Source organism: Dokdonella ginsengisoli, assembly GCF_042652785.1.
Classification (GTDB): Bacteria; Pseudomonadota; Gammaproteobacteria; order Xanthomonadales; family Rhodanobacteraceae; genus Dokdonella_A; species Dokdonella_A ginsengisoli.
Window position 1 is genome coordinate 62,798 of record NZ_JBHSHD010000017.1, and the last position, 18,767, is coordinate 81,564.

Here is an 18,767-nt window from a genome sequence, read left to right on the forward strand (position 1 = left end):
GCATTCGCGGGCATGACGTCGTTGTTGTAACGACCGCGCGGTCAATCCGAAGTCAGCGCCGCGAGTACCGGCGCCACCTGCGCCTCGCGCCCGAGCGCCTTGCCGATCCGCGTCAGGCGCTCGCGCATTTCCACCGCGCTGCGCGCGCAGACCGTCGCGTGCCCGACCTTGCGTCCGGCGCGCGCGCTCTTGCCGTAGTCGTGCCAGTGCGCACGCGGCTCGGCCAGGATCGGCAGCGGATCGGGCAGTTCGCCGATCCAGTTCAGCATGACGTGGATGTCCAGCGCGCCGCTGTCGCCGAGCGGCAGTCCGAGCACCGCGCGCAGATGGTTCTCGAACTGGCTCGCCGGCGCGCCTTCAATCGTCCAGTGGCCGGAGTTGTGCACGCGCGGGGCCATTTCGTTGCCGAGCAGCTCGCCGTCGCGGACGAACAGCTCGAGCGCGAACACGCCGACGTAGTCGAGCTCCTCGGCGATGCGCCGCGCATGCGCGTATGCCACCGGCGCCAGCGCCTCGGCGTGCGGCGCCGGTGCGAGGCTGGCCGCAAGGATGCCGTCGGCGTGCCAGTTCTGGGTCAGCGGATAGGTGCGGAATTCGCCCTCGCGCGAACGCACGGCGATCACCGACAGCTCGCGCTCGAACGGCACGAACGCCTCGAGGATCGACGGCGCGCCACCCAGCGCCTCCCAGGCGGCGTCGACGTCGGCTGCCGACTTCAGGCGGAACTGCCCCTTGCCGTCGTAGCCGAGCCGGCGCGTCTTCAGGATCGCCGGGGCGCCGACGTGCTCGAGCGCGCGCGCCAGCTCGTCGCGGCTGTTCACCGGAGCGAACGCCGGCGTGTCCAGGCCGATCTCGCGGAACAGCGTCTTCTCGGCCAGGCGATCCTGCGAGATCGCCAGCGCACGCGGATTCGGGAACACCGGGACGTGCTCGGTCAGCCAATGCGCGGTCTCGGCCGGCACGTTCTCGAAATCGAAGGTCGCCACGTCGACGCGGGCGGCGAATTCGCCGAGCCGGTCGAAATCGCGCCAGTCCGTGCGCAGCAGCGGCGCCACCTGGCCGGCGCAGGCGTCTTCGGCGCTGTCGACGACGAGGAAGCGCAGGCCGAGCGGCGCACCGGCCAGAGCCAGCATGCGGGCCAGCTGCCCGCCACCGAGGATACCTATGGTCTGCATACGCGAATTGACTCGAGTTCCTTTGCCGCACCTGTACAAGCAAACCCGCAAGACACCGACACGCCCTCTTCCATGAAGCGGAGCATTCCCGCCCTCACCCGTGCCTGCAGCGCGGCCGCTGCCGCCCGCGGCAGCGGCAAAAGCGACGCGTGCGTGCTCATGCCGGCTCGCGCGGGTCGGGATTGGCCAGCACGGTGTCGGTCTGCTCGCGGCGGAACGTATCGAGCCTTGCGGCCAGCGCGGCATCGGCGCCGGCCAGGATCGCCGTGGCGCACAGCGCGGCATTGACCGCGCCGGCGCGGCCGATGGCGAAGGTGGCGACCGGGATGCCGGCCGGCATCTGCACGATCGAGAGCAGCGAATCCAGGCCGTTCAGCGCCTGCGACTGCACCGGTACGCCGAGCACCGGCACACGGGTCTTCGCGGCGAGCATGCCGGGCAGGTGCGCAGCGCCGCCGGCGCCGGCGACGATCGCGGCCAGGCCGCGCTCGACCGCGGTCGCGGCGTAGTCGAACAGCAGGTCCGGCGTGCGGTGGGCCGACACCACCCGCACCTCATGAGGCACGCCCAGCCGCTCCAGCGTTTCCGCGGCGTGGCGCATCGTGTCCCAGTCCGAGCGGGACCCCATCACGACACCGATTCGTGGACGCTCTGTCATGGCCGTGGCACGTGCAAATCGATATTGTACGCACATTCGCGCCGACCACCGGCGGCGCATCCGGGTTGCCCATGGACAAGCGCTTGCTCGACATCCTCTGCTGTCCGCTGACGAAGGCGCCGCTGCGCGCGCTGTCCGAGGCGGAGCTGACGGCCCTCAATCAGACGATCACCGCCGGCGACGTGCAGACCCATGCCGGCGCCCGCGTGACGCAGGCGTTCGCCGCCGGGCTGATCACGCGCGACGGCCGCACGATCTACCGCGTGGAAGACGAGATCCCGGTCATGCTCGCCGACGAATCGATCGCGACGACGCAGCTGGCGGACTTCCCCCGAGCATGACCTGCCCGCCGTCCATGTGTGATGTTCGTCACAGTATGATCCCCGGCGCTCGCGGAGCATCCGGCGAGCGTATGCACGGGTCGTCGGGAAGCGGCCCGGGTGCGCGGTCCACGGAGGGATCGCACGCGAATCGACCGCACAATCCGTCGAAGCGGCGGCAGCGCCTCGGGGCGCGTGCCGGAGTCGTCGGCCCGGAAAAGTACAGAAAAGAACTTTTCCAGCCGACGGCCGGTCGCCCGTCGCCCTCGACGTACGGAGTCGCACCATGAATCCCGCCAACGACCCGCCCAACGTCGTCGACCTGCAGCAGCGCCAGTTCGGCGCGGCCACCGGCAACGACCGCCTCGGCGACCTGCTCAAGCTGGTGCGCGGAATTTCGCTCAAGCGCATCAACGGCCTGGTCGGCACCTTGTTCGAGAACGTGGACGACGCCCTGTTCGACCTCGCCGAGCGCGCCGGCAGCAACGCCGTGCAGACCGAATACTTCGACGGCATGCGCGAAGTGCGCAAGAAGCGCCAGCTGGTCGAGCGCCTGTTCCAGGAGCAGGCCACCAAGGCCTTCGGCGAGTTCGCCGAAGGCAAGCTGCGCCCGGCGCGACCGGAGATCGTCCCGCAGCCGGCCAACGCCGGCCTGTCCCTGGTCGACGACCAGGAGCTGGAGGAATCGCTGGCGGTGACCAGCATGGTCGCCAAGGCGGAGAACCGTCTCACCCGCGCGCTGTTCCAGCTCAACCAGCGCCTGTCCGTGATCATCGGCGGCGGCAAGGTCGAGGACGCGAACAATCCGATCGCTCCGGCCGCCCTCGGCCACGCCTTCCGCCTCGCCGTGCGCGAGTTCGAGGTCAACGTCCAGGTCAAGCTGATCGTCTACAAGCTGTTCGACCGCTACGTGATGGCCGGCCTCGAGCCGATCTACGAGGAGGTCAACATCGAGCTGATCCGCGCCGGCGTGCTGCCGCAGATCCGGCACACGCTGCCGGCCGGCACGCGCGCGCCGCTGCCGCCCGGTACGCCGATGCCGACGGCGGCGGCCGAGATGGACGCCGCCGCCGCGACCTACTATGCCCCGGCGGCGGCGAGCGAGCTGCAGGCCGAGATCTACAGCACGCTGCGTTCCCTGCTGGCGAGCCGCCGCGGCGGCACGGACTACGCGCCGAGCGGCGCGGGCGTCGGCCTGCCCGGCCTGAGCCCGACCGACCTGCTCAGCGCGCTGACGATCCTGCAGAACCAGTCGATGGCCGCGCGCGCGCAGGCCGACAGCGCCACCGACGCCGCGCAGGCGGTGCAGCAGCTCAAGCGCGAACTGCTCGACCAGGTGCACAAGCTTTCCGACGACGCCAAGGAACGCCGCGTCTCCAGCGCCGACGAGGACACGATCGACCTCGTCGGCATGCTGTTCGAATACATCCTGCGCGACCGCAACCTGCCGGCGCAGGTGCAGGCCCTGCTCGGCCGCCTGCAGATTCCGTATCTGAAGGTGGCGATCCTCGACAAGCACCTGTTCGCGCAGAAGGCGCATCCGGCGCGGCGGCTGCTCGACAGCCTGGCCGAGGCCGGCAAGAGCTGGTCGGAGGAATCCGACCGCGACCACCGCCTCTACGACCGCATCAAGGCGTCGGTCGAAACGGTGCTCGGCGACTTCGACGATGACGTCGGCGTGTTCGAGCGCGAACTCGCCTCGTTCGACGATTTCGTCGACCAGCACCACAAGCGCGCCGATCTCGCCGAGCAGCGCGCCGCCGAGGCTACGCGCGGCCGCGAGAAGCTGCAGGAGGCGCGCCGCATCTCGGCGCGCGAGATCCTCAAGCGCATCGAGGACCGCGACCTGCCGCCGGTCGTGCACAGCGTGCTGTCGCGGCCGTGGGCGAACTACCTGGTGCTGATCCTGCTGCGCCAGGGCGAGGAATCGGACGAGTGGAAGAACGCCCTGCGCTTCGCCGACGAGTTCGTCTGGAGCGCGCAGCCCAAGACCACCGAAAGCGAGCACACGCGCCTGCGCGCCCTGCTGCCGCAGCTGGAAAAGGCGCTTCGCCACGGCCTCGCCACGGTCGCCTACCACGACAGCGACGTGCGCCAGCTGATGCAGGAACTGTCGCAGTTCTACCGCCGCGTACTCGACGGCCAGAAGGTCGAGACGCTCAGCGCGAAGGAAGTCATCGCCGGCAATCTCGCCGCGACGCCGGACGCCACGGCGGCTCCGGCGGGCGCCGAAGGCGCGACGCCGGCACCGGCGTCGCAGAGCCCGGTTGAGGAGATCGTGCTCAGTTCCGGCAGCGTCGAACCCGAAACGCCGGCCGAGACGCTGGCCGACGACGACGAATGCGTCCGCGCCGTGCGCGAGCTCAAGGTCGGCAGCTGGATCGAGTTCGTCGGCCCGGACGAGCAGCGCGAACGCGCCAAGCTGTCCTGGATCAGCCCGATCAGCTCGAAGTACCTGTTCGTCAACCGGCGCGGCCTGAAGGTCTGCGACAAGACCGTCGCCGCGCTGGCGACGGAACTGCGACGCGGCAGCGCCGTCGTGCTCGAGGAAGTGCCGCTGTTCGACCGCGCGCTGGACGCGATCGTGGCGCGGCTGCGCAGCGCGCACGAGACGGCTCCGGCCGCCGCCGCGGGGCCGGGCTGATCCGGCCTTCCGGCAGGGTTTCGCGGTGCGCCGACGCTGCTATGCTCGGCGCCCCGAACGCCGAGTGAGTGCAGCGCCTTGAGCACCGATTCGCCGATTCTTCCCGCGCGCGACACGATCGAGAACGACGTGCGCCGCGCCCTGGCCGAGGACGTCGGCAGCGGCGACGTCACCGCCGACCTGCTGCCCTCCGCCGCGTTCGCGCGGGCACGCGTGATTACGCGCGAGGCAGCCGTGCTGTGCGGCACCGCCTGGTTCGACGAATGCTTCCGCCAGCTCGATCCGTCGGTGCGCATCGAATGGCGCGCGGCGGACGGCGAACGCGTCGCCGCGGGTGCCGTGCTGTGCCAGATCGAAGGCGCCGCGCGCACGCTGGTCACCGGCGAACGCACCGCGCTGAACTTTCTGCAGACGCTGTCCGGCACCGCCACCGCCACCGCCACCTACGTCGACGCCGCGCGCGGCACGCGCACCACCGTGCTCGACACGCGCAAGACCCTGCCCGGCCTGCGCGCCGCGCAGAAGTACGCGGTGCGCATCGGCGGCGGACGCAACCACCGCATCGGCCTGTTCGACGCGGTGCTGATCAAGGAGAACCACATCGCCGCGGCGGGATCGATCGCGGCGGCGGTGCAGCGCGCGCGCGCGCTGCATCCGGGCCTGCTGGTGGAGACCGAGGTCGAGAACTTCGCCGAGCTGCGCGAGGCACTCGCCGCCGGCGCCGACCGCATCATGCTCGACGAGTTCGAGCTGCACGAGTTGGCGCAGGCGGTCACCGAGGTCGGCGGACGCGTGCCGCTGGAGGTTTCCGGCTCGGTCGCGCTCGATCGCGTGCGAGCGATCGCCGAGACCGGCGTCGACTTCGTGTCGATCGGCGCCCTGACCAAGCACGTGCGCGCGATCGACCTGTCGATGCGCATCGAGATCGCCGGCCCCTGACACCGCGGTCGGACTTGTCAGCCGCGCCTGGCGTCCCCACACTCGACCGATGCTCGGAACCTGGATCCTGCTGCTCGCCATCGCACTCGCCATCTGGGCGTGGATGGACACCCTGCGCGCGCGCGAGCTGGCGATCCGCCACGGCCGCGAACTCTGCCGCGAAGCCGGCGTGCAGCTGCTCGACCAGAGCGTTTCGCTCAAGCGCCTGCGGATCGGCCGCCGCAACGGCCTGCCGTCCCTGATCCGCCGCTACCAGTTCGAGATCAGCGTCGACGGCAGCGACCGCCACCGCGGCCATCTCGACCTCGACGGCCATCGCCTCGAGGCCTGGAGCCTGCCGGTCGGCGAGAAGGCGGCCGCGACGGCGATCGCGCGACCGAATCCTCTGCGGCTGGTGGAGTGAGTCCGGGAATCGGGAATCGCGAAACCCTACGTGGTCGTCATTCCCGCGAAAGCGGGAATCCATCGTGCTCTGAAGCTTGCAAAGCTTGAAATGGCTTCCCGCTTGCGCGGGAATGACGACGGAAGGAGTTGCAGCGCGGCGTTCGATCGGGAAGTCGTCGCTCCGAACGACTGCCCACCCCGGATTCCTGCCTACTTGATCACCCGCAGATGCGGCCGCTTCGGCGCCTCTTCCGGCGGCGGCGCGGGCGGCGGCGGCTCGGTCGGCGCGCCGTCGGCGGAGAACATCATGCCCTGCCCGTTCTCCTGCGCGTAGATCGCCAGCACCGCGCCCATCGGCACGTGGACCGACTGGCTGACGCCGCCGAACCGCGCGAGGAACGCCACCCGCTCGTTGCTGATCTCGAACTGGGTGACCGCGCGCGCGGCGATGTTCAGCACGATGCGGCCGTCCTTGGCGGCGCCGGGCGGCACGCGCACGTTCTCGGCCGCCGCGTCGACGAGCAGGTACGGCGTCAGGCCGTTGTCGCTGATCCATTCGTACAAGGCCCGCAGCAGGTACGGGCGGTTGGACGTCATGCTGGTCGAGGACATGGCGTTCGCTTCACGGACAGGGGAGAAGAAGGCGGACCGTCGCAGCGGCCACGCTTCGAAGTGTCCCGAACGCGCCTCAGGAACGCAACGCCTTTTCCTCGGCGGTCATGCTGCGGGCAAAGCCCTGGCTGCGGAAAATGCGCTCGCCGTAGTCGACGATCGCCTGCGCTTCGCGCGGCAGCTGCACGCCGAGCGAGTCGAGGCGCCAGATCAGCGGCGCCAGCGCGCAGTCGGCGAGGCTGATTTCGGGGCTGAGGAAGAACTTCGACGCCTTGAACGCCGAGGCGTTCTTGACCAGATCGTCGCGCAGCGCCTTGCGCGCCGCATCGGCGCTCTTTCCGCCGGCCTCGATCTGCTCGACCAGGGTCAGCCAGTCGTTCTCCACCCGCACGATGGCCAGGCGCAGGCGGGCGCGTGACATCGGGTCGACCGGCATCAGCGGCGGGTGGGGATAGCGTTCGTCGAGGTATTCGCAGATGACGCTGGTGTCGTACAGGACCAGGTCGCGGTCGACCAGGGTCGGCACGGAGTTGTACGGGTTGAGATCGATCAGGTCTTCGGGCGGGTTGTCGAGGTCGACCAGGATGTGGTCGTAGGTGACGCCCTTGGCCGCCAGGGTCATGCGGACGCGGTGGCAGTGCACGCTCTCGCGTGCCGAGTACAGGGTCAAAATGGTACGCGAGCGCTGGTTCAAGGCCATTCCGTCATCCCCCTCCGTCCCGTTTGGAGCATACCCCCGTCCGCGAAACTGTACTACGTGGCCGCGCAGGCGCCTAGGCGGCGGGCCGGGGGGAAAGCGGCCGGCAGCGACCCGGCGGGGGCCGGGCGCGATGCCCGGCCTGCGGCGGGCCGGAGCCCGCCGTCGGGGAGGGTCGGGACGGGCCGCCTGGGCCCGTCCGGACGGTCAGTGCACGTCCTTCCAGAACTCGTGCTTGAGCACGTAGGCGATCAGCGTGAACAGGGCCAGGTACAGCAGCACCCAGACGCCGACCGCTTCGCGCTGCAGCGCCGCCGGCTCGGCCGCGTACTGCAGGAAGGCGGTGATGTCGCGCACGGTGCGGTCGAACTGCTCCGGGGTCTGCCGCCCCGGCGTGTGCAGGTCGAGCTTCTCGACGCCGGCCTCGTGGCCGTCGGCGGCCGGCTTGGGCACCGCCACCTGCAGGCCCTGCAGCTCCCACAGCGGGTTGGGCATCGAGGCGTTGGCGAACAGCGTGTTGTTCCAGCCGAGCGGACGGGTCGGATCGAGGTAGAACGACTTCAGGTAGGTATAGATCCAGTCCGGCCCCTTGGAGCGGGCTTCCAGGGTCAGGTCCGGCGGCGCCTTGCCGAACCACTTGGTGCCGTCGGCCGGCGGCATGTGGCTGACCGCGTGCTCGCCGACCTTGACGCCGGTGAAGACGAGATTCTTCTCCACGTCCTTCGGATCGAGCTGCAGGTCCTCGGCGATACGCGAGTAGCGCAGGTACTGCAGCGAGTGGCAGCCCGAGCAGTAGTTGAAGAACAGCTTCGCGCCACGCTGCAGCGAGGCGACGTCGTCGAGGCTGACGCTGGCCGACTGCAGTCCGGCGCCTTCGGAGGCCTGCGCCGTGCCGAACGTCATCAGGCAGGCGAGCAGGCCGGCGGCGAACTTCGCGAACACGGAGTTTTTCATGGCTGGGGTCGTCCTGGCCTTAGTCATGCGTCGTCACCCGGTCCGGCACCGGCTTGGTCTTCTCGAAGCCGAAGTGCGTGTAGGCCCACAGGAACGCGAAGAACGCGAAGTAGACGACCGTCCAGAAACGGCCGAACAGGTTCTCGATGAAGGTGGCGTCGGCCTCGGCGCCGAACAGCTTCGGGATCATCTCGGCCGAGACGCCGGCCCCGACCGCGCCGAGCAGCACGAACGACAGCGCGAACAGGCCGAGCCCGATCTTGTAGCCGGTGCCGCGGTAGCGCACCGACTTCACCTTGCCGCGGTCCAGCCACGGCATCAGGAACAGCAGCGCGATCGCGGCGAACATCGCGATCACGCCCCAGATCGCGGTGCCGAAGAACGACGGCACCATGCGCAGAATCGCGTAGAACGGCGTGAAGTACCACACCGGCTTGATGTGCGCGGGCGTGGCGAGGTTGTTGGCCGGGACGAAGTTGTCGTGCTCGAGGAACCAGCCGCCGAAGGTCGGCGCGTAGAACACGATGAACGCGGCGATCAGCAGGAAGAAGCCGGTGCCGAAGATGTCCTTCACCGTGTAGTACGGATGGAAGGCGATGCCGTCGAGCGGCGTGCCGTCGGGCTTCTTCTTTTCCTTGATCTCCACGCCGTCGGGATTGTTCGAACCGACCTCGTGCAGCGCGGCCAGGTGCAGCACGACCAGCAGCAGCAGCACCAGCGGCAGCGCGATCACGTGCAGGGCGAAGAAGCGGTTCAGCGTCGCGTCGGCGGGCAGGTAGTCGCCCATGATCCACTCGACCAGCGACGGACCGATCCACGGGATCGTGCCGAACAGCGAGATGATCACCTTCGCGCCCCAGAACGACATGTTGCCCCACGGCAGCACGTAGCCCAGGAACGCCTCGGCCATCAGCGCGAGGAAGATCAGCATGCCGAGGATCCAGACCAGCTCGCGCGGCTTCTTGTACGAGCCGTACATCAGGCCGCGGAACATGTGCAGGTAGACCACCACGAAGAACAGCGAGGCGCCGGTCGAATGCATGTAGCGGATCAGCCAGCCCCAGCTGACGTCGCGCATGATGTACTCGACCGAGGCGAACGCCGCCGACACGCCGGGCGCGACTTCGGCCGCGCTCGGCTTGTAGTTCATGGTCAGGAAGATGCCGGTCACGATCTGGTTGACCAGCACCAGCAGCGCCAGCGAGCCGAAGTAGTACCAGAGGTTGAAGTTCTTCGGCGCGTAGTAGCCGGCGGTGTGCGCGTTGAGGAACGAGAAGACCGGCAGGCGGTCCTCGATCCAGTTCACCACGCCGTTCTTGGATTGGATCCGCGTCATCGTGGTGCCCATTACGCGGCCTCCTTGCCCGGGTCGACGCCGATCATGATGTGCGCGTCGTCGACGAAGTGGTACGGCGGCACCGGCAGGTTGGCCGGCGCCGGCACGCCCTCGTAGACGCGGCCGGCGATGTCGTAGCGCGACTTGTGGCAGGGGCAGTAGAAGCCGCCCTGCCAGTGCGGGTCGAACGGCTCGGGCTTCAGCTCGGGGAAGAAGTCCGGCACGCAGCCCAGGTGCGTGCACAGGCCGGTCACGACCAGCCATTCGGGCTTGATCGAGCGGAATTCATTCTTCGCGTACTCGGGCTGCTGCGCGGTGTTCTCGGACTTCGGGTCGCGCAGGTGCGACTCGACGCCCGGAAGCGCGTCGAGCTGCGCCTTCGTGCGGTTGACGACGAACACCGGCAGGCCGCGCCATGCGAAGGTGACCTTCTGCCCCGGTTCGATCTTGCTGATATCGGCCAGTACCGGTGCGCCGGCGGTCTTCGCCGCCACGCTCGGCTCCCACGACTTGACGAAGGGAATCGCCGCGAGCACGACGCCCGCGCCCCCGACGACCGAAGTCGTCGCGGTCAGGAATCGGCGGCGCCCCTGGTCCACCACAGCATCGTTTGCCATCAGCACTCCGGGATTTGCGCGATCGTCCCTGACCACGACGAGTAAAGAGATGAAGCGACCTTCCATGGCCGCGCATTTCGTCGAAGACTCAAAACCTCTTCAGGCATGCCGCCGCGCGCGCCGCTGTACGCCGTCGCGCCGCTGGGGTGGGCCTGAAAATCGTGTTAGTTTAACGAACGCCCCTACACCGCACAATCGAAGCCGCGTGCCGTCGCGGTCGGCGCGGGCGATCGCCGCGCGACCGTCCGGCGGCCCGCAGGCAGCGATCGCGACATCCCAATTCCGACCTATGCGCATCCGCAGCCACAACGCCCTCCTCGCCTTCGTCGCGCGCTGCGTGGTGGTGGGGCTCGCGGCCGCGTTCGTCGTCAATTTCCTCGCCCCCGGGCTGGTCGGCCGCCTGCGCGGCACGCAGCCGGGCGAAGGCCCGATCGTCGCGATGGATGCGACATCTCGCCACGGTCCGGTCTCCTACGCCGACGCGGTCGCGCGCGCCTCGCCGGCGGTGGTCAACATCTACGCCAACCGCACCACCCTGCAGCGCCGCATCGTTCCGGTCGATCCGCTGACCCAGCGCCTGCTCGGCCTGCGCGGCATCGCCGGCCCGTGGGAGAAACGCCTGGACCGCAGCCTCGGCTCCGGCGTGATCTTCAGCTCCGACGGTTACGTGCTGACGAACAACCACGTCATCAACGGCGCCGACGACATCCAGGTGCTGCTCGACGACGGCCGCGTGTCGAAGGCGCAGATCATCGGCAGCGACGTGGAGACCGACCTCGCCGTGCTGAAGATCGACGCCGGCAGCCTGCCCGAGATCGCCGTGCCCGACGACAAGACCACCGACGTCGGCGACGTCGTGCTGGCGATCGGCAACCCGGTCGGCCTCGGCAAGACCGTGACGATGGGCATCGTCAGCGCGACCGGCCGGCAGCTGAAGATGTCCGCCTACGAGGACTTCATCCAGACCGACGCCGCCATCAACGCCGGCAACTCCGGCGGCGCGCTGGTCAACGCCGCCGGCGAACTGGTCGGCATCAACACCGCCGTCTACCCGCGCACGCCGACCGCCGACGGACGCGGCACCTATTCGCCGGGCGCCGAGGGCATCGGCTTCGCGATCCCGGTGACGACCGCCAAGACCGTGCTGGACCAGATCGTCAAGCACGGCCGCGTCATCCGCGGCTGGATCGGCACCGACTACGTCGACATCCCGCCGCCCAACGGCGCCACCTCGCGGCCACAGGGCGTGCTGGTCACGCGCGTGATCCCGGAGAGCCCGGCGGCGCAGGCCGGCCTGCAGCCGTACGACCTGCTGCTCAAGCTGGACGGCAGCGCGATCGCCGACCAGATCGACCTGCGCAACCGCGAAGCCATGCTTGCGCCCGGCACCAAGGTCCGCCTCGAAGGCCTGCGCAACAACGTCCCGTTCGCCATCGACGTGACCCTGGCGCAGCGGCCGGCGCCGAGCACGACCGGAGCCTGAGGCTCCGTTCGAACGAACCGCGCTATCCGTGCGCGCCGCAGTCGGCGACGCGCTCCGGCCGGCCGTCGGCGCGCGCAGCGGGAGCCTCGTGCGTGTTGGCGATGTCGTGTGCCGAGGCGCCGCCGAACAGCGACAGCACCAGCACCGCCGTCACCGTTGTCGCAGCGGCGAGCGCATCGACCAGGTGGCCGAACGCGCGTTCGTACACGCCGATCAGCGTCGCCGGATCGAGCGTCGGCGCGAGCAGCGCGCGCGCCTGCGCGAGGTCGCCGATGCCCAGGTGCTGCGCGATTTCGGCCACGCGGCCGGCGTGGCCCGGCAGGGCGGCCTGCAGTCCCGCACCGAGAAAGGTGGCGAGCGCCGCGCTGGCGAGCGCGATCGTCACGCCCTCCCCCGAGACGCGGCTGGCGCCGAAGATGCCGGCGGCCATGCCGGCACGCTCCTTCGGCACCACGCTGATCGCCAGCCCGTCCATCAGTCCCCACGGCACCGCCGCGCCGATGCCGATCAGCAGCAGCGGCGCGATCCAGCCCGCACCGGGATCGGCGCGGCCGAGCCAGACCAATCCGGCGGCGGCGAGCAGCAGTCCGCCCGAACACAGCACGCCGGGCGGCACGCGATGGCTGGCCACCGCGCCGACGAAGGGCACCACCAGCATCGGCAGCGACAGCGCGATCATCAGCAGACCGGCCTGCAGCGCGCCGTAGCCCTCGACACCGATCAGCCGCGCCGGCAGCAGCACGATCAGCACGAGATAGCAGAACCCGGTGCCGATAGGCAGCAGCTGCGCGCCGATGAAGCGCGGATAGCGGAACAGCGCCAGATCGAGCATCGGCCGGCGCGAACGCTGCTCGATGCGCACGAACAGCGCCAGCAGCAGGCCGGAGCCGATCAGGGCGGCGAGCACGAGCGGATGGCCCCAGCCGCGCGCCGGCGCTTCCAGTACGCCGGCGGTGAACGCGGCCAGCATCGCGGTGAAGGCGAGACTGCCCGGCACGTCGATGCCGGCCGCGGCGGGATCGCGCGACTCGCGCATGCGCGGCAGGCCGAACACGGTGGCCGCCGTCGCCACCACCACGCTCGACAGGAAAATCGAGCGCCAGCCATGGGTCTGCGTCAACCAGCCGGCCAGGCTCGGCCCGAAGGCGAGGCCGATGCCGAACGTCGTGCCGAGCAGGCTGAACGCGCGCAGGCGCGCGGCGCCGTGGAACTCCTGGGCGAGTGCCGCATTGCCGCCGGACAGGGCTGCCGCGGCGGCGACTCCCTGCACCACGCGCAGGACATTCAGCCAGAACAGGTCGGGCACGAACGCGAGCAGCGACGAGGCCACGCCGAAGGCGGCGATGCCGATCCCGAACACGCGCTTGCGCCCCACCCCGTCGGCAAGCGCGCCTGCCGCCATCAGACAGCTGCCGAAGGCGAGCATGAAGGCGTTCGTCATCCAGGTCAGTGCGGCCGGACTGCCGCCCAGTTCGGCCGCGATCGCCGGCGTGGCGATCGGCGGTCCGGTGAAGTTGAGCGGCAGCACGAATCCCGCCAGGCAGACGGCGCCGAGGATCAGGAAGCGGTCGAAGCGGCCGCGCAGCGGCGCGGCGGGCGGAAGGGAATGAGGCATGGACAGGCCCGAAGGGAAACCGGACTGCACGGTATCCGTGCCGGAATCTGCGAAAAACAACGTTCCTATCCATTCTTCATGGAAGAATTGTCCGCAATTCGTCGCGAGAGACGCGCATGGACAAGTTCAACAGCCTGATTGCCTTCGTCAGAACGGCCGAGAGCGGCAGCTTCGTCGCCAGCGGCCGCCAGCTCGGCCTGTCCGCCTCGGCCGTCGGCAAGAGCGTGGCCCGGCTCGAACAGGAACTGGGCCTGCGCCTGTTCGAACGCAATACGCGCAACGTCCGCCTGACCGAACCCGGCCGCCTGTACTACGAACGCTGCCGCCCCCTGCTCGACGACCTCGCCGATGCCGAAGCGATGCTGACCCAATCCATGCAGGCGCCGCGCGGCCGCCTGCGCATCAGCCTGCCGACCAACGGCTACCACTTCCTGATGCCGGTGCTGCCGGAATTCCGTTCGCGCTACCCGGAGATCGAGCTCGACCTGGATTTCAACGACCAGCTCGTCGACGTGGTGGCCGACCGGTTCGACGCGGTGATCCGCAGCGGCGACATGCCGGACTCGCGCCTGCAGGCGCGCCGGCTCGGTCCGTTCTGCTTCATGCTGTGCGCCTCGCCAGACTATCTCGCCCGTGCCGGCGTGCCGCAGCGGCCGCGCGACCTGGAACGCCATTGCTGCGTGCGCTTCCGCTTCGCGCACAGCGGCAAGCTGCAGGAATGGGCGCTGAAGCTGGAACCGGGAGAGCGGCCGCCGCACCTTCCGGCGAGCCTGATCTGCAACAACGGCGAAGCGGCGGTGGCCGCCGCGATGCACGGCATGGGCATCGTCTACAGCGTCAATTTCCTGGTCGGCGACGCGCTCGCCGACGGCCGCCTGCAGCGCGTGCTGGAGGGCTGCGAGGAACAGTTCGGCCAGTTCTGGCTGCTGTGGCCGAACCAGCGGCGGATGCCGCCGAAGCTGCGCGTGTTCATCGACTTCGTCGGCGCGCGGCTGTTCGCCGCCGCGCAGGTGCCGCGTCAGAGCGCCTTCTGATACCGATCGCGCAGGGTCGCCACGCGCTGCACATAGACCTGGGTCTCGTCGTACGGCGGCACGCCGCGATATTTCTGCACGGCGCCGGGACCGGCGTTGTAGGCGGCGGTGGCGAGCTGGGCGTCGCCGTCGAAGGTCTGCAGCAGCTGCGCCAGGTAGCGCGCGCCGCCGCGGATGTTCTGGCCGACGTCGAACGCGTCGGTCACGCCCAGATCGCCGGCCGTGCCCGGCATCAGCTGCATCAGTCCCTGCGCGCCCTTGGTCGACAGCGCCATCGGATTGAACGCGGACTCGGCGTGGATCACCGCACGCAGCAGCGCCACGTCGACGCCGAAGTCGGCCGCCGCCATCGCGATCTCGTCCTTGTACGCGTCCAGGTTCAGGGCCGTGCGCGCGAAGTCGATCTTCGAATGCAGGTCGCAGGCGACGCAGGTCGCGATGTAGGTGAACAGCACCGCGAACGCGCCGCCCTTCGGCCGCACGTTGGTGTATTCGATGATCCCGTCCTTGCGGTCCACGCGGTAGACCGAGCCGCGCACGATCTTCGTCTTCGTCGCCGGCTGCACCGAAGCGAGCGTGGCCGCCTCGCGCGCCGGGGCCGCCGGCGCCGGGCGCGGGCGCGGCCGATACGGCGCGGCGATGAACAGCGGCGGCCCCAGCGCGGGCGCCGTGCTGGCCACGTCGGCGAGCACGCTGGAGAAATCTTCCGGCACGAAGATCCTGGCCGTGCTGACCATGCCCGAGCGGACCGCGACGAACGACTCGCGCGCCGCCTCGGGCGGCTCGACCGTCGCGGCGGCTGCGACGCCGGCGAAATCCGCCTTCGCCGCCGGCGCGGGACTTTCCTCGTAAACCCAGCCCTGCGTGGTCACCGTGCGCGGCTTCGGCGCCGCCGCCACCGCCGGCCTGGGCGCCGGAGCCTTCGACGCAGCGTCGGCGTAACGCGACAACACCTTGCACTTGGGGAAGCCGTCGGGCTTGTTCGTATAGGCGACGACGCCGTCCTTCGCCTCGCAGCGATAGAGCACGCCGGCGCCGGCAGGACGCGCCTGCAGCAGCGCCGCGGCAGCGAACACGAGGCAGGCAAGGGACGACAAGAACCGCAGCATGAGCGCTATGGAACCCTTTTCGGACGCGAAGTTTCCGCCATGCCCCAGCCCGGCAGCCCCCTGCCGGATGCTTGGCGAGGCGCGGTTTTACCACGTAAACTGGTGAACTTCCTAGGATTTGTGCACATGGCCGGCAAGCTCTACATCAAGACCCACGGTTGCCAGATGAACGAGTACGACTCGGCCAAGATGGCCGACGTGCTCGGCGCCGCGCACGGGCTCGAGCTGACCCAGAACGAGGCCGAGGCCGACGTCATCCTGATCAACACCTGCTCGATCCGCGAGAAGGCGCAGGAGAAGGTGTTCAGCCAGCTCGGCCGCTGGCGCGAGCTGAAGCAGGCCAACAGCGCGGTGGTGATCGGCGTCGGCGGCTGCGTCGCCAGCCAGGAGGGCGAGGCGATCGTCAAGCGCGCGCCGTTCGTCGACCTCGTGTTCGGCCCGCAGACCCTGCATCGCCTGCCGCAGATGATCGAGGCGCGCCGCGCCAGCGGCCGGCCGCAGGTGGACATCTCCTTCCCCGAGATCGAGAAGTTCGACAAGCTGCCCGAGCCGCGTGCCGAAGGCCCGAGCGCCTTCGTCTCGATCATGGAGGGCTGCTCGAAGTACTGCTCGTTCTGCGTCGTGCCGTACACGCGCGGCGAGGAGATCAGCCGGCCGTTCGACGACGTCGTCGCCGAGATCGCGATGCTCGCCGAACAGGGCGTGCGCGAGGTCAACCTGCTCGGCCAGAACGTCAACGCCTACCGCGGCGCGATGCACGACGGCTCGGTCGCCGACCTCGGCCTGCTGATCCACGCCATCGCGCAGATCGACGGCATCGGCCGCATCCGCTTCACCACCTCGCATCCGCTGGAGTTCTCCGACTCGCTGGTCGAGGCCTACGCCAACGTGCCGCAGCTGGCGGACTTCCTGCACTTGCCGGTGCAATCGGGCTCGGACCGCATCCTCGCCGCGATGAAGCGCGGCTACACCGCACTGGAGTTCAAGCAGAAGATCCGCAAGCTGCGCGCGGTGCGGCCGGACATCTGCATCTCGTCGGACTTCATCGTCGGCTTCCCCGGCGAGACCGACGCCGACTTCGACAAGACGATGAAGCTGATCGACGACGTCGGCTTCGACCAGAGCTTCTCCTTCATCTATTCCAAGCGCCCCGGCACGCCGGCGGCCAACCTCGCCGACGACACGCCCGACGCGGTCAAGCACGCGCGTCTGGAACGCCTGCAGGCGACCATCAACGCGAACGCGAAGAAGATCAGCGAGGCGATGGTCGGCAGCGTGCAGCGCGTGCTCGTCGAAGGCCCGAGCCGCAAGAACCCCAACGAGCTGACCGGCAAGACCGAGAACATGCGCTCGGTGAACTTCCCCGCTCCGCCGCGCCTGGTCGGCGAGTTCGTCGACGTCGTCATCACCGAAGCGCTGACCAACTCGCTGCGCGGACGCGTGAAACTCGACGACCAGCGCCCCGCCGCATCGGCCGCCTGAGCGGCGGCGATCCGCTCCGCGCCGCACGGCTGCGCTGATTTGTGAATTAATAGTCTTGTCGACAAAGATATTCGGCAAAAAAGTCGCACTGCCGATTGTCGCGGCCCGGCCTCTCCTCTAGGCTACGCGACGAGCAGTCGCCGCGGCCGTGCCGGGCGATGCGACAGGGGATCCACCACGCCATGTTCCATGCCGGCTCGCCGCCGTGTCGCTTCGTGCCGCCCGCGCCGCCGGCAGGTGCTTCGCGCGCCGACGCGTTCGGCGCGCCGCGGCGCGCGCCCGGGCAGCCCCGCCCGCTTCTCTCACGCTGTCTTTCGAGGCCGTCATGACGAGCGAAATCCTGCGCTGCAAGCCGTTACCGATCGCGATCGCCATTCTGCTGCTCTACGGCGGCAGCGCGCTGGCGGGCGATGTCGAAATCACGCCGGCCGCCGGCGGTGCCCTGTCCGTCAAGGACCCGGCGAGCGCGGCCGAACGCTTCCGCGTCGAAGGCGACGGCCGCGTCTACGTGCCGGGCCTGGCCGCGACACCGCCCGGAACCGACGGCGTCTGCTACGGCGCGGACGGTCAGCTGACGCGCTGCCAGAACCTCGGCGGCGCGGTCGGACCGACCGGTCCTGCCGGCCCGACCGGGCCAACGGGTCCAGCGGGCGCGACCGGCGCCGACGGCCTCGCCGGCCCTGCCGGCACGACCGGTCCGGCAGGAGCCACCGGTACCCAGGGCCCGGCGGGCAGCATCGGTCCTCCCGGCGCCGCAGGCGCAACGGGGACGACCGGAAGCCCGGGAGCCACCGGCCCGGCAGGTCCGGCCGGCGCCACCGGAGCAGCAGGCCCGCAAGGTCCTGCTGGCGCCACCGGGCCAGCCGGTACCGCGGGAGCGACCGGTGCCATCGGGGCTGCCGGCCCGATAGGGCCACCTGGTCCGATCGGACCGGCAGGACCGGCAGGACCGATGGGAGACGTCGGCCTGCAAGGCCCCGCCGGACCGGCGGGAGCCGCAGGCACCACAGGATCCACTGGACCTACGGGAACCACCGGAGCGACGGGGGCGACCGGTCCCACGGGAGCGACGGGAGTCACGGGCGCGACGGGGCCGACGGGCGCCACCGGTGCCGCCGCCGGCGTGACGCGCATGGCGCACGGCTGCGTCGACGCCGGCGGTTCGATCGCCTCGCCGGGCTCGGGCGGATGGTCGTCGACGTGCGCCGGCAATTGCGCCGCCGTCGTCGTGGGCGCCACCAACGTCACCTACACCGTGACCTTCGCCGGCGCGTTCGGCTCGACGCCGACGGTGCAGCTCACCGCGCTGCAACCGGAGGTGTATCCCGGCGACGGCCAGCGGTACGTGACCACGCCGATCGTACTGAGCCGGACGCCGACCAGCTTCACCGCGCAATTCGGCTACACCGGCGACGCGCTGGTCGATCGCACGTATCCGAACGCGTTCTGCTTCACCGCCATGAACTGAGAAGACTGCAGGCGGCCGAGGCGCGCCGCGCCGGCTTCGCCGCCATGCAGTTCAACTTCGTGGCCAGCAGCAACGAAGGCGCGGCGAAGCTGTGGCAGCGCCACGGCTTCGCGATCGTCGGCCGCGTGCCGGGCGCATTCCGTCACGCGACGCGAAGATCGACCGACGTGCTCGTGATGCATCGCATGCTGTAGTGCGCGCGGGAAAGGGAGACTCGCGAAAGCTCTAGCGGAAAAGACG

18 protein-coding genes are annotated in these 18,767 nt (G+C 69.8%); 9 read left to right on the forward strand and 9 right to left on the reverse strand.

Going from position 1 to position 18,767, the window contains the following annotated elements; all coding sequences use genetic code 11:
- Positions 1-41: 41 nt before the first annotated feature.
- Both ACFO6Q_RS19275 and purE read right to left on the reverse strand, forming a co-directional pair.
- Positions 42-1,175, reverse strand: a complete 1,134-nt coding sequence (locus tag ACFO6Q_RS19275) for a 5-(carboxyamino)imidazole ribonucleotide synthase (protein ID WP_380022785.1) — start codon at positions 1,173-1,175, stop codon at positions 42-44.
- Positions 1,176-1,332: 157 nt separating this feature from the next.
- Complete coding sequence (gene purE / locus ACFO6Q_RS19280) at positions 1,333-1,833, reverse strand: 5-(carboxyamino)imidazole ribonucleotide mutase (protein ID WP_380022787.1); 501 nt, start codon at positions 1,831-1,833, stop codon at positions 1,333-1,335.
- A 71-nt stretch (positions 1,834-1,904) separates the two neighbouring features.
- Between purE and ACFO6Q_RS19285 the strand changes: the two genes are divergently transcribed.
- The 4 genes from ACFO6Q_RS19285 to ACFO6Q_RS19300 all read left to right on the forward strand — a co-directional run bounded on the left by ACFO6Q_RS19285 (position 1,905) and on the right by ACFO6Q_RS19300 (position 6,139).
- Positions 1,905-2,174, forward strand: coding sequence for a Trm112 family protein (locus tag ACFO6Q_RS19285; protein WP_380022788.1), 270 nt, complete (start codon positions 1,905-1,907; stop codon positions 2,172-2,174).
- A 265-nt stretch (positions 2,175-2,439) separates the two neighbouring features.
- Complete coding sequence (locus tag ACFO6Q_RS19290; RefSeq protein WP_380022790.1) at positions 2,440-4,797, forward strand: DUF1631 domain-containing protein; 2,358 nt, start codon at positions 2,440-2,442, stop codon at positions 4,795-4,797.
- A gap of 78 nt (positions 4,798-4,875) precedes the next feature.
- The gene (nadC, locus tag ACFO6Q_RS19295) at positions 4,876-5,736 is read left to right on the forward strand and encodes a carboxylating nicotinate-nucleotide diphosphorylase (protein ID WP_380022791.1); all 861 of its coding nucleotides are present in this window, start codon (positions 4,876-4,878) and stop codon (positions 5,734-5,736) included.
- Positions 5,737-5,785: 49 nt separating this feature from the next.
- Entirely contained in the window at positions 5,786-6,139 is a 354-nt protein-coding gene (locus ACFO6Q_RS19300) for a DUF3301 domain-containing protein (protein WP_380022793.1), read from the forward strand.
- A 191-nt stretch (positions 6,140-6,330) separates the two neighbouring features.
- Here ACFO6Q_RS19300 and ACFO6Q_RS19305 read toward each other — a convergent pair whose 3' ends face one another.
- The 5 genes from ACFO6Q_RS19305 to petA all read right to left on the reverse strand — a co-directional run bounded on the left by ACFO6Q_RS19305 (position 6,331) and on the right by petA (position 10,336).
- A complete protein-coding gene (locus ACFO6Q_RS19305; RefSeq protein ID WP_380022795.1) occupies positions 6,331-6,732 on the reverse strand; it encodes a ClpXP protease specificity-enhancing factor in 402 nt (133 codons plus the stop codon).
- A gap of 76 nt (positions 6,733-6,808) precedes the next feature.
- Positions 6,809-7,432 (reverse strand): glutathione S-transferase N-terminal domain-containing protein, encoded by a 624-nt coding sequence (locus tag ACFO6Q_RS19310; RefSeq protein ID WP_380022796.1) that lies wholly within the window; start codon positions 7,430-7,432, stop codon positions 6,809-6,811.
- 204 nt (positions 7,433-7,636) lie between these two features.
- A complete protein-coding gene (locus ACFO6Q_RS19315; RefSeq protein ID WP_380022797.1) occupies positions 7,637-8,410 on the reverse strand; it encodes a cytochrome c1 in 774 nt (257 codons plus the stop codon).
- Entirely contained in the window at positions 8,403-9,731 is a 1,329-nt protein-coding gene (locus ACFO6Q_RS19320; protein WP_380022799.1) for a cytochrome b, read from the reverse strand. The genes ACFO6Q_RS19315 and ACFO6Q_RS19320 overlap by 8 nt, the downstream gene beginning before the upstream one ends.
- Complete coding sequence (gene petA / locus ACFO6Q_RS19325) at positions 9,731-10,336, reverse strand: ubiquinol-cytochrome c reductase iron-sulfur subunit (RefSeq protein ID WP_380022801.1); 606 nt, start codon at positions 10,334-10,336, stop codon at positions 9,731-9,733. Before petA ends, ACFO6Q_RS19320 begins: the two co-directional genes overlap by 1 nt.
- A gap of 289 nt (positions 10,337-10,625) precedes the next feature.
- Here petA and ACFO6Q_RS19330 point away from each other — a divergent pair, with 289 nt between their 5' ends.
- Positions 10,626-11,819: a S1C family serine protease gene (locus ACFO6Q_RS19330; protein ID WP_380022803.1), complete on the forward strand. Its 1,194-nt coding sequence runs from the start codon at positions 10,626-10,628 to the stop codon at positions 11,817-11,819.
- Positions 11,820-11,841: 22 nt separating this feature from the next.
- Here ACFO6Q_RS19330 and ACFO6Q_RS19335 read toward each other — a convergent pair whose 3' ends face one another.
- Positions 11,842-13,434, reverse strand: a complete 1,593-nt coding sequence (locus ACFO6Q_RS19335; RefSeq protein WP_380022804.1) for an MFS transporter — start codon at positions 13,432-13,434, stop codon at positions 11,842-11,844.
- 116 nt (positions 13,435-13,550) lie between these two features.
- Between ACFO6Q_RS19335 and ACFO6Q_RS19340 the strand changes: the two genes are divergently transcribed.
- Positions 13,551-14,468, forward strand: a complete 918-nt coding sequence (locus tag ACFO6Q_RS19340; RefSeq protein ID WP_380022806.1) for a LysR family transcriptional regulator — start codon at positions 13,551-13,553, stop codon at positions 14,466-14,468.
- Here the strand turns inward: ACFO6Q_RS19340 and ACFO6Q_RS19345 are convergent.
- Complete coding sequence (locus ACFO6Q_RS19345) at positions 14,453-15,577, reverse strand: lytic transglycosylase domain-containing protein (protein WP_380022808.1); 1,125 nt, start codon at positions 15,575-15,577, stop codon at positions 14,453-14,455. The two genes, ACFO6Q_RS19340 and ACFO6Q_RS19345, sit on opposite strands and share 16 nt — an antisense overlap.
- A 126-nt stretch (positions 15,578-15,703) precedes the next feature.
- On the opposite strand from ACFO6Q_RS19345, the gene miaB reads away from it, so the two are divergent.
- The 3 genes from miaB to ACFO6Q_RS19360 all read left to right on the forward strand — a co-directional run bounded on the left by miaB (position 15,704) and on the right by ACFO6Q_RS19360 (position 18,721).
- On the forward strand, positions 15,704-17,059 hold the full coding sequence (gene miaB, locus ACFO6Q_RS19350; RefSeq protein ID WP_380022810.1) for a tRNA (N6-isopentenyl adenosine(37)-C2)-methylthiotransferase MiaB: 1,356 nt from the start codon (positions 15,704-15,706) through the stop codon (positions 17,057-17,059).
- Positions 17,060-17,384: 325 nt separating this feature from the next.
- Positions 17,385-18,527 carry a hypothetical protein gene (locus tag ACFO6Q_RS19355; protein WP_380022811.1) on the forward strand — a complete coding sequence of 381 codons (1,143 nt, stop codon included), beginning with the start codon at positions 17,385-17,387 and terminating at the stop codon, positions 18,525-18,527.
- 44 nt (positions 18,528-18,571) lie between these two features.
- Positions 18,572-18,721 carry a GNAT family N-acetyltransferase gene (locus tag ACFO6Q_RS19360; RefSeq protein ID WP_380022812.1) on the forward strand — a complete coding sequence of 50 codons (150 nt, stop codon included), beginning with the start codon at positions 18,572-18,574 and terminating at the stop codon, positions 18,719-18,721.
- The last annotated feature ends 46 nt before the right edge of the window (positions 18,722-18,767 follow it).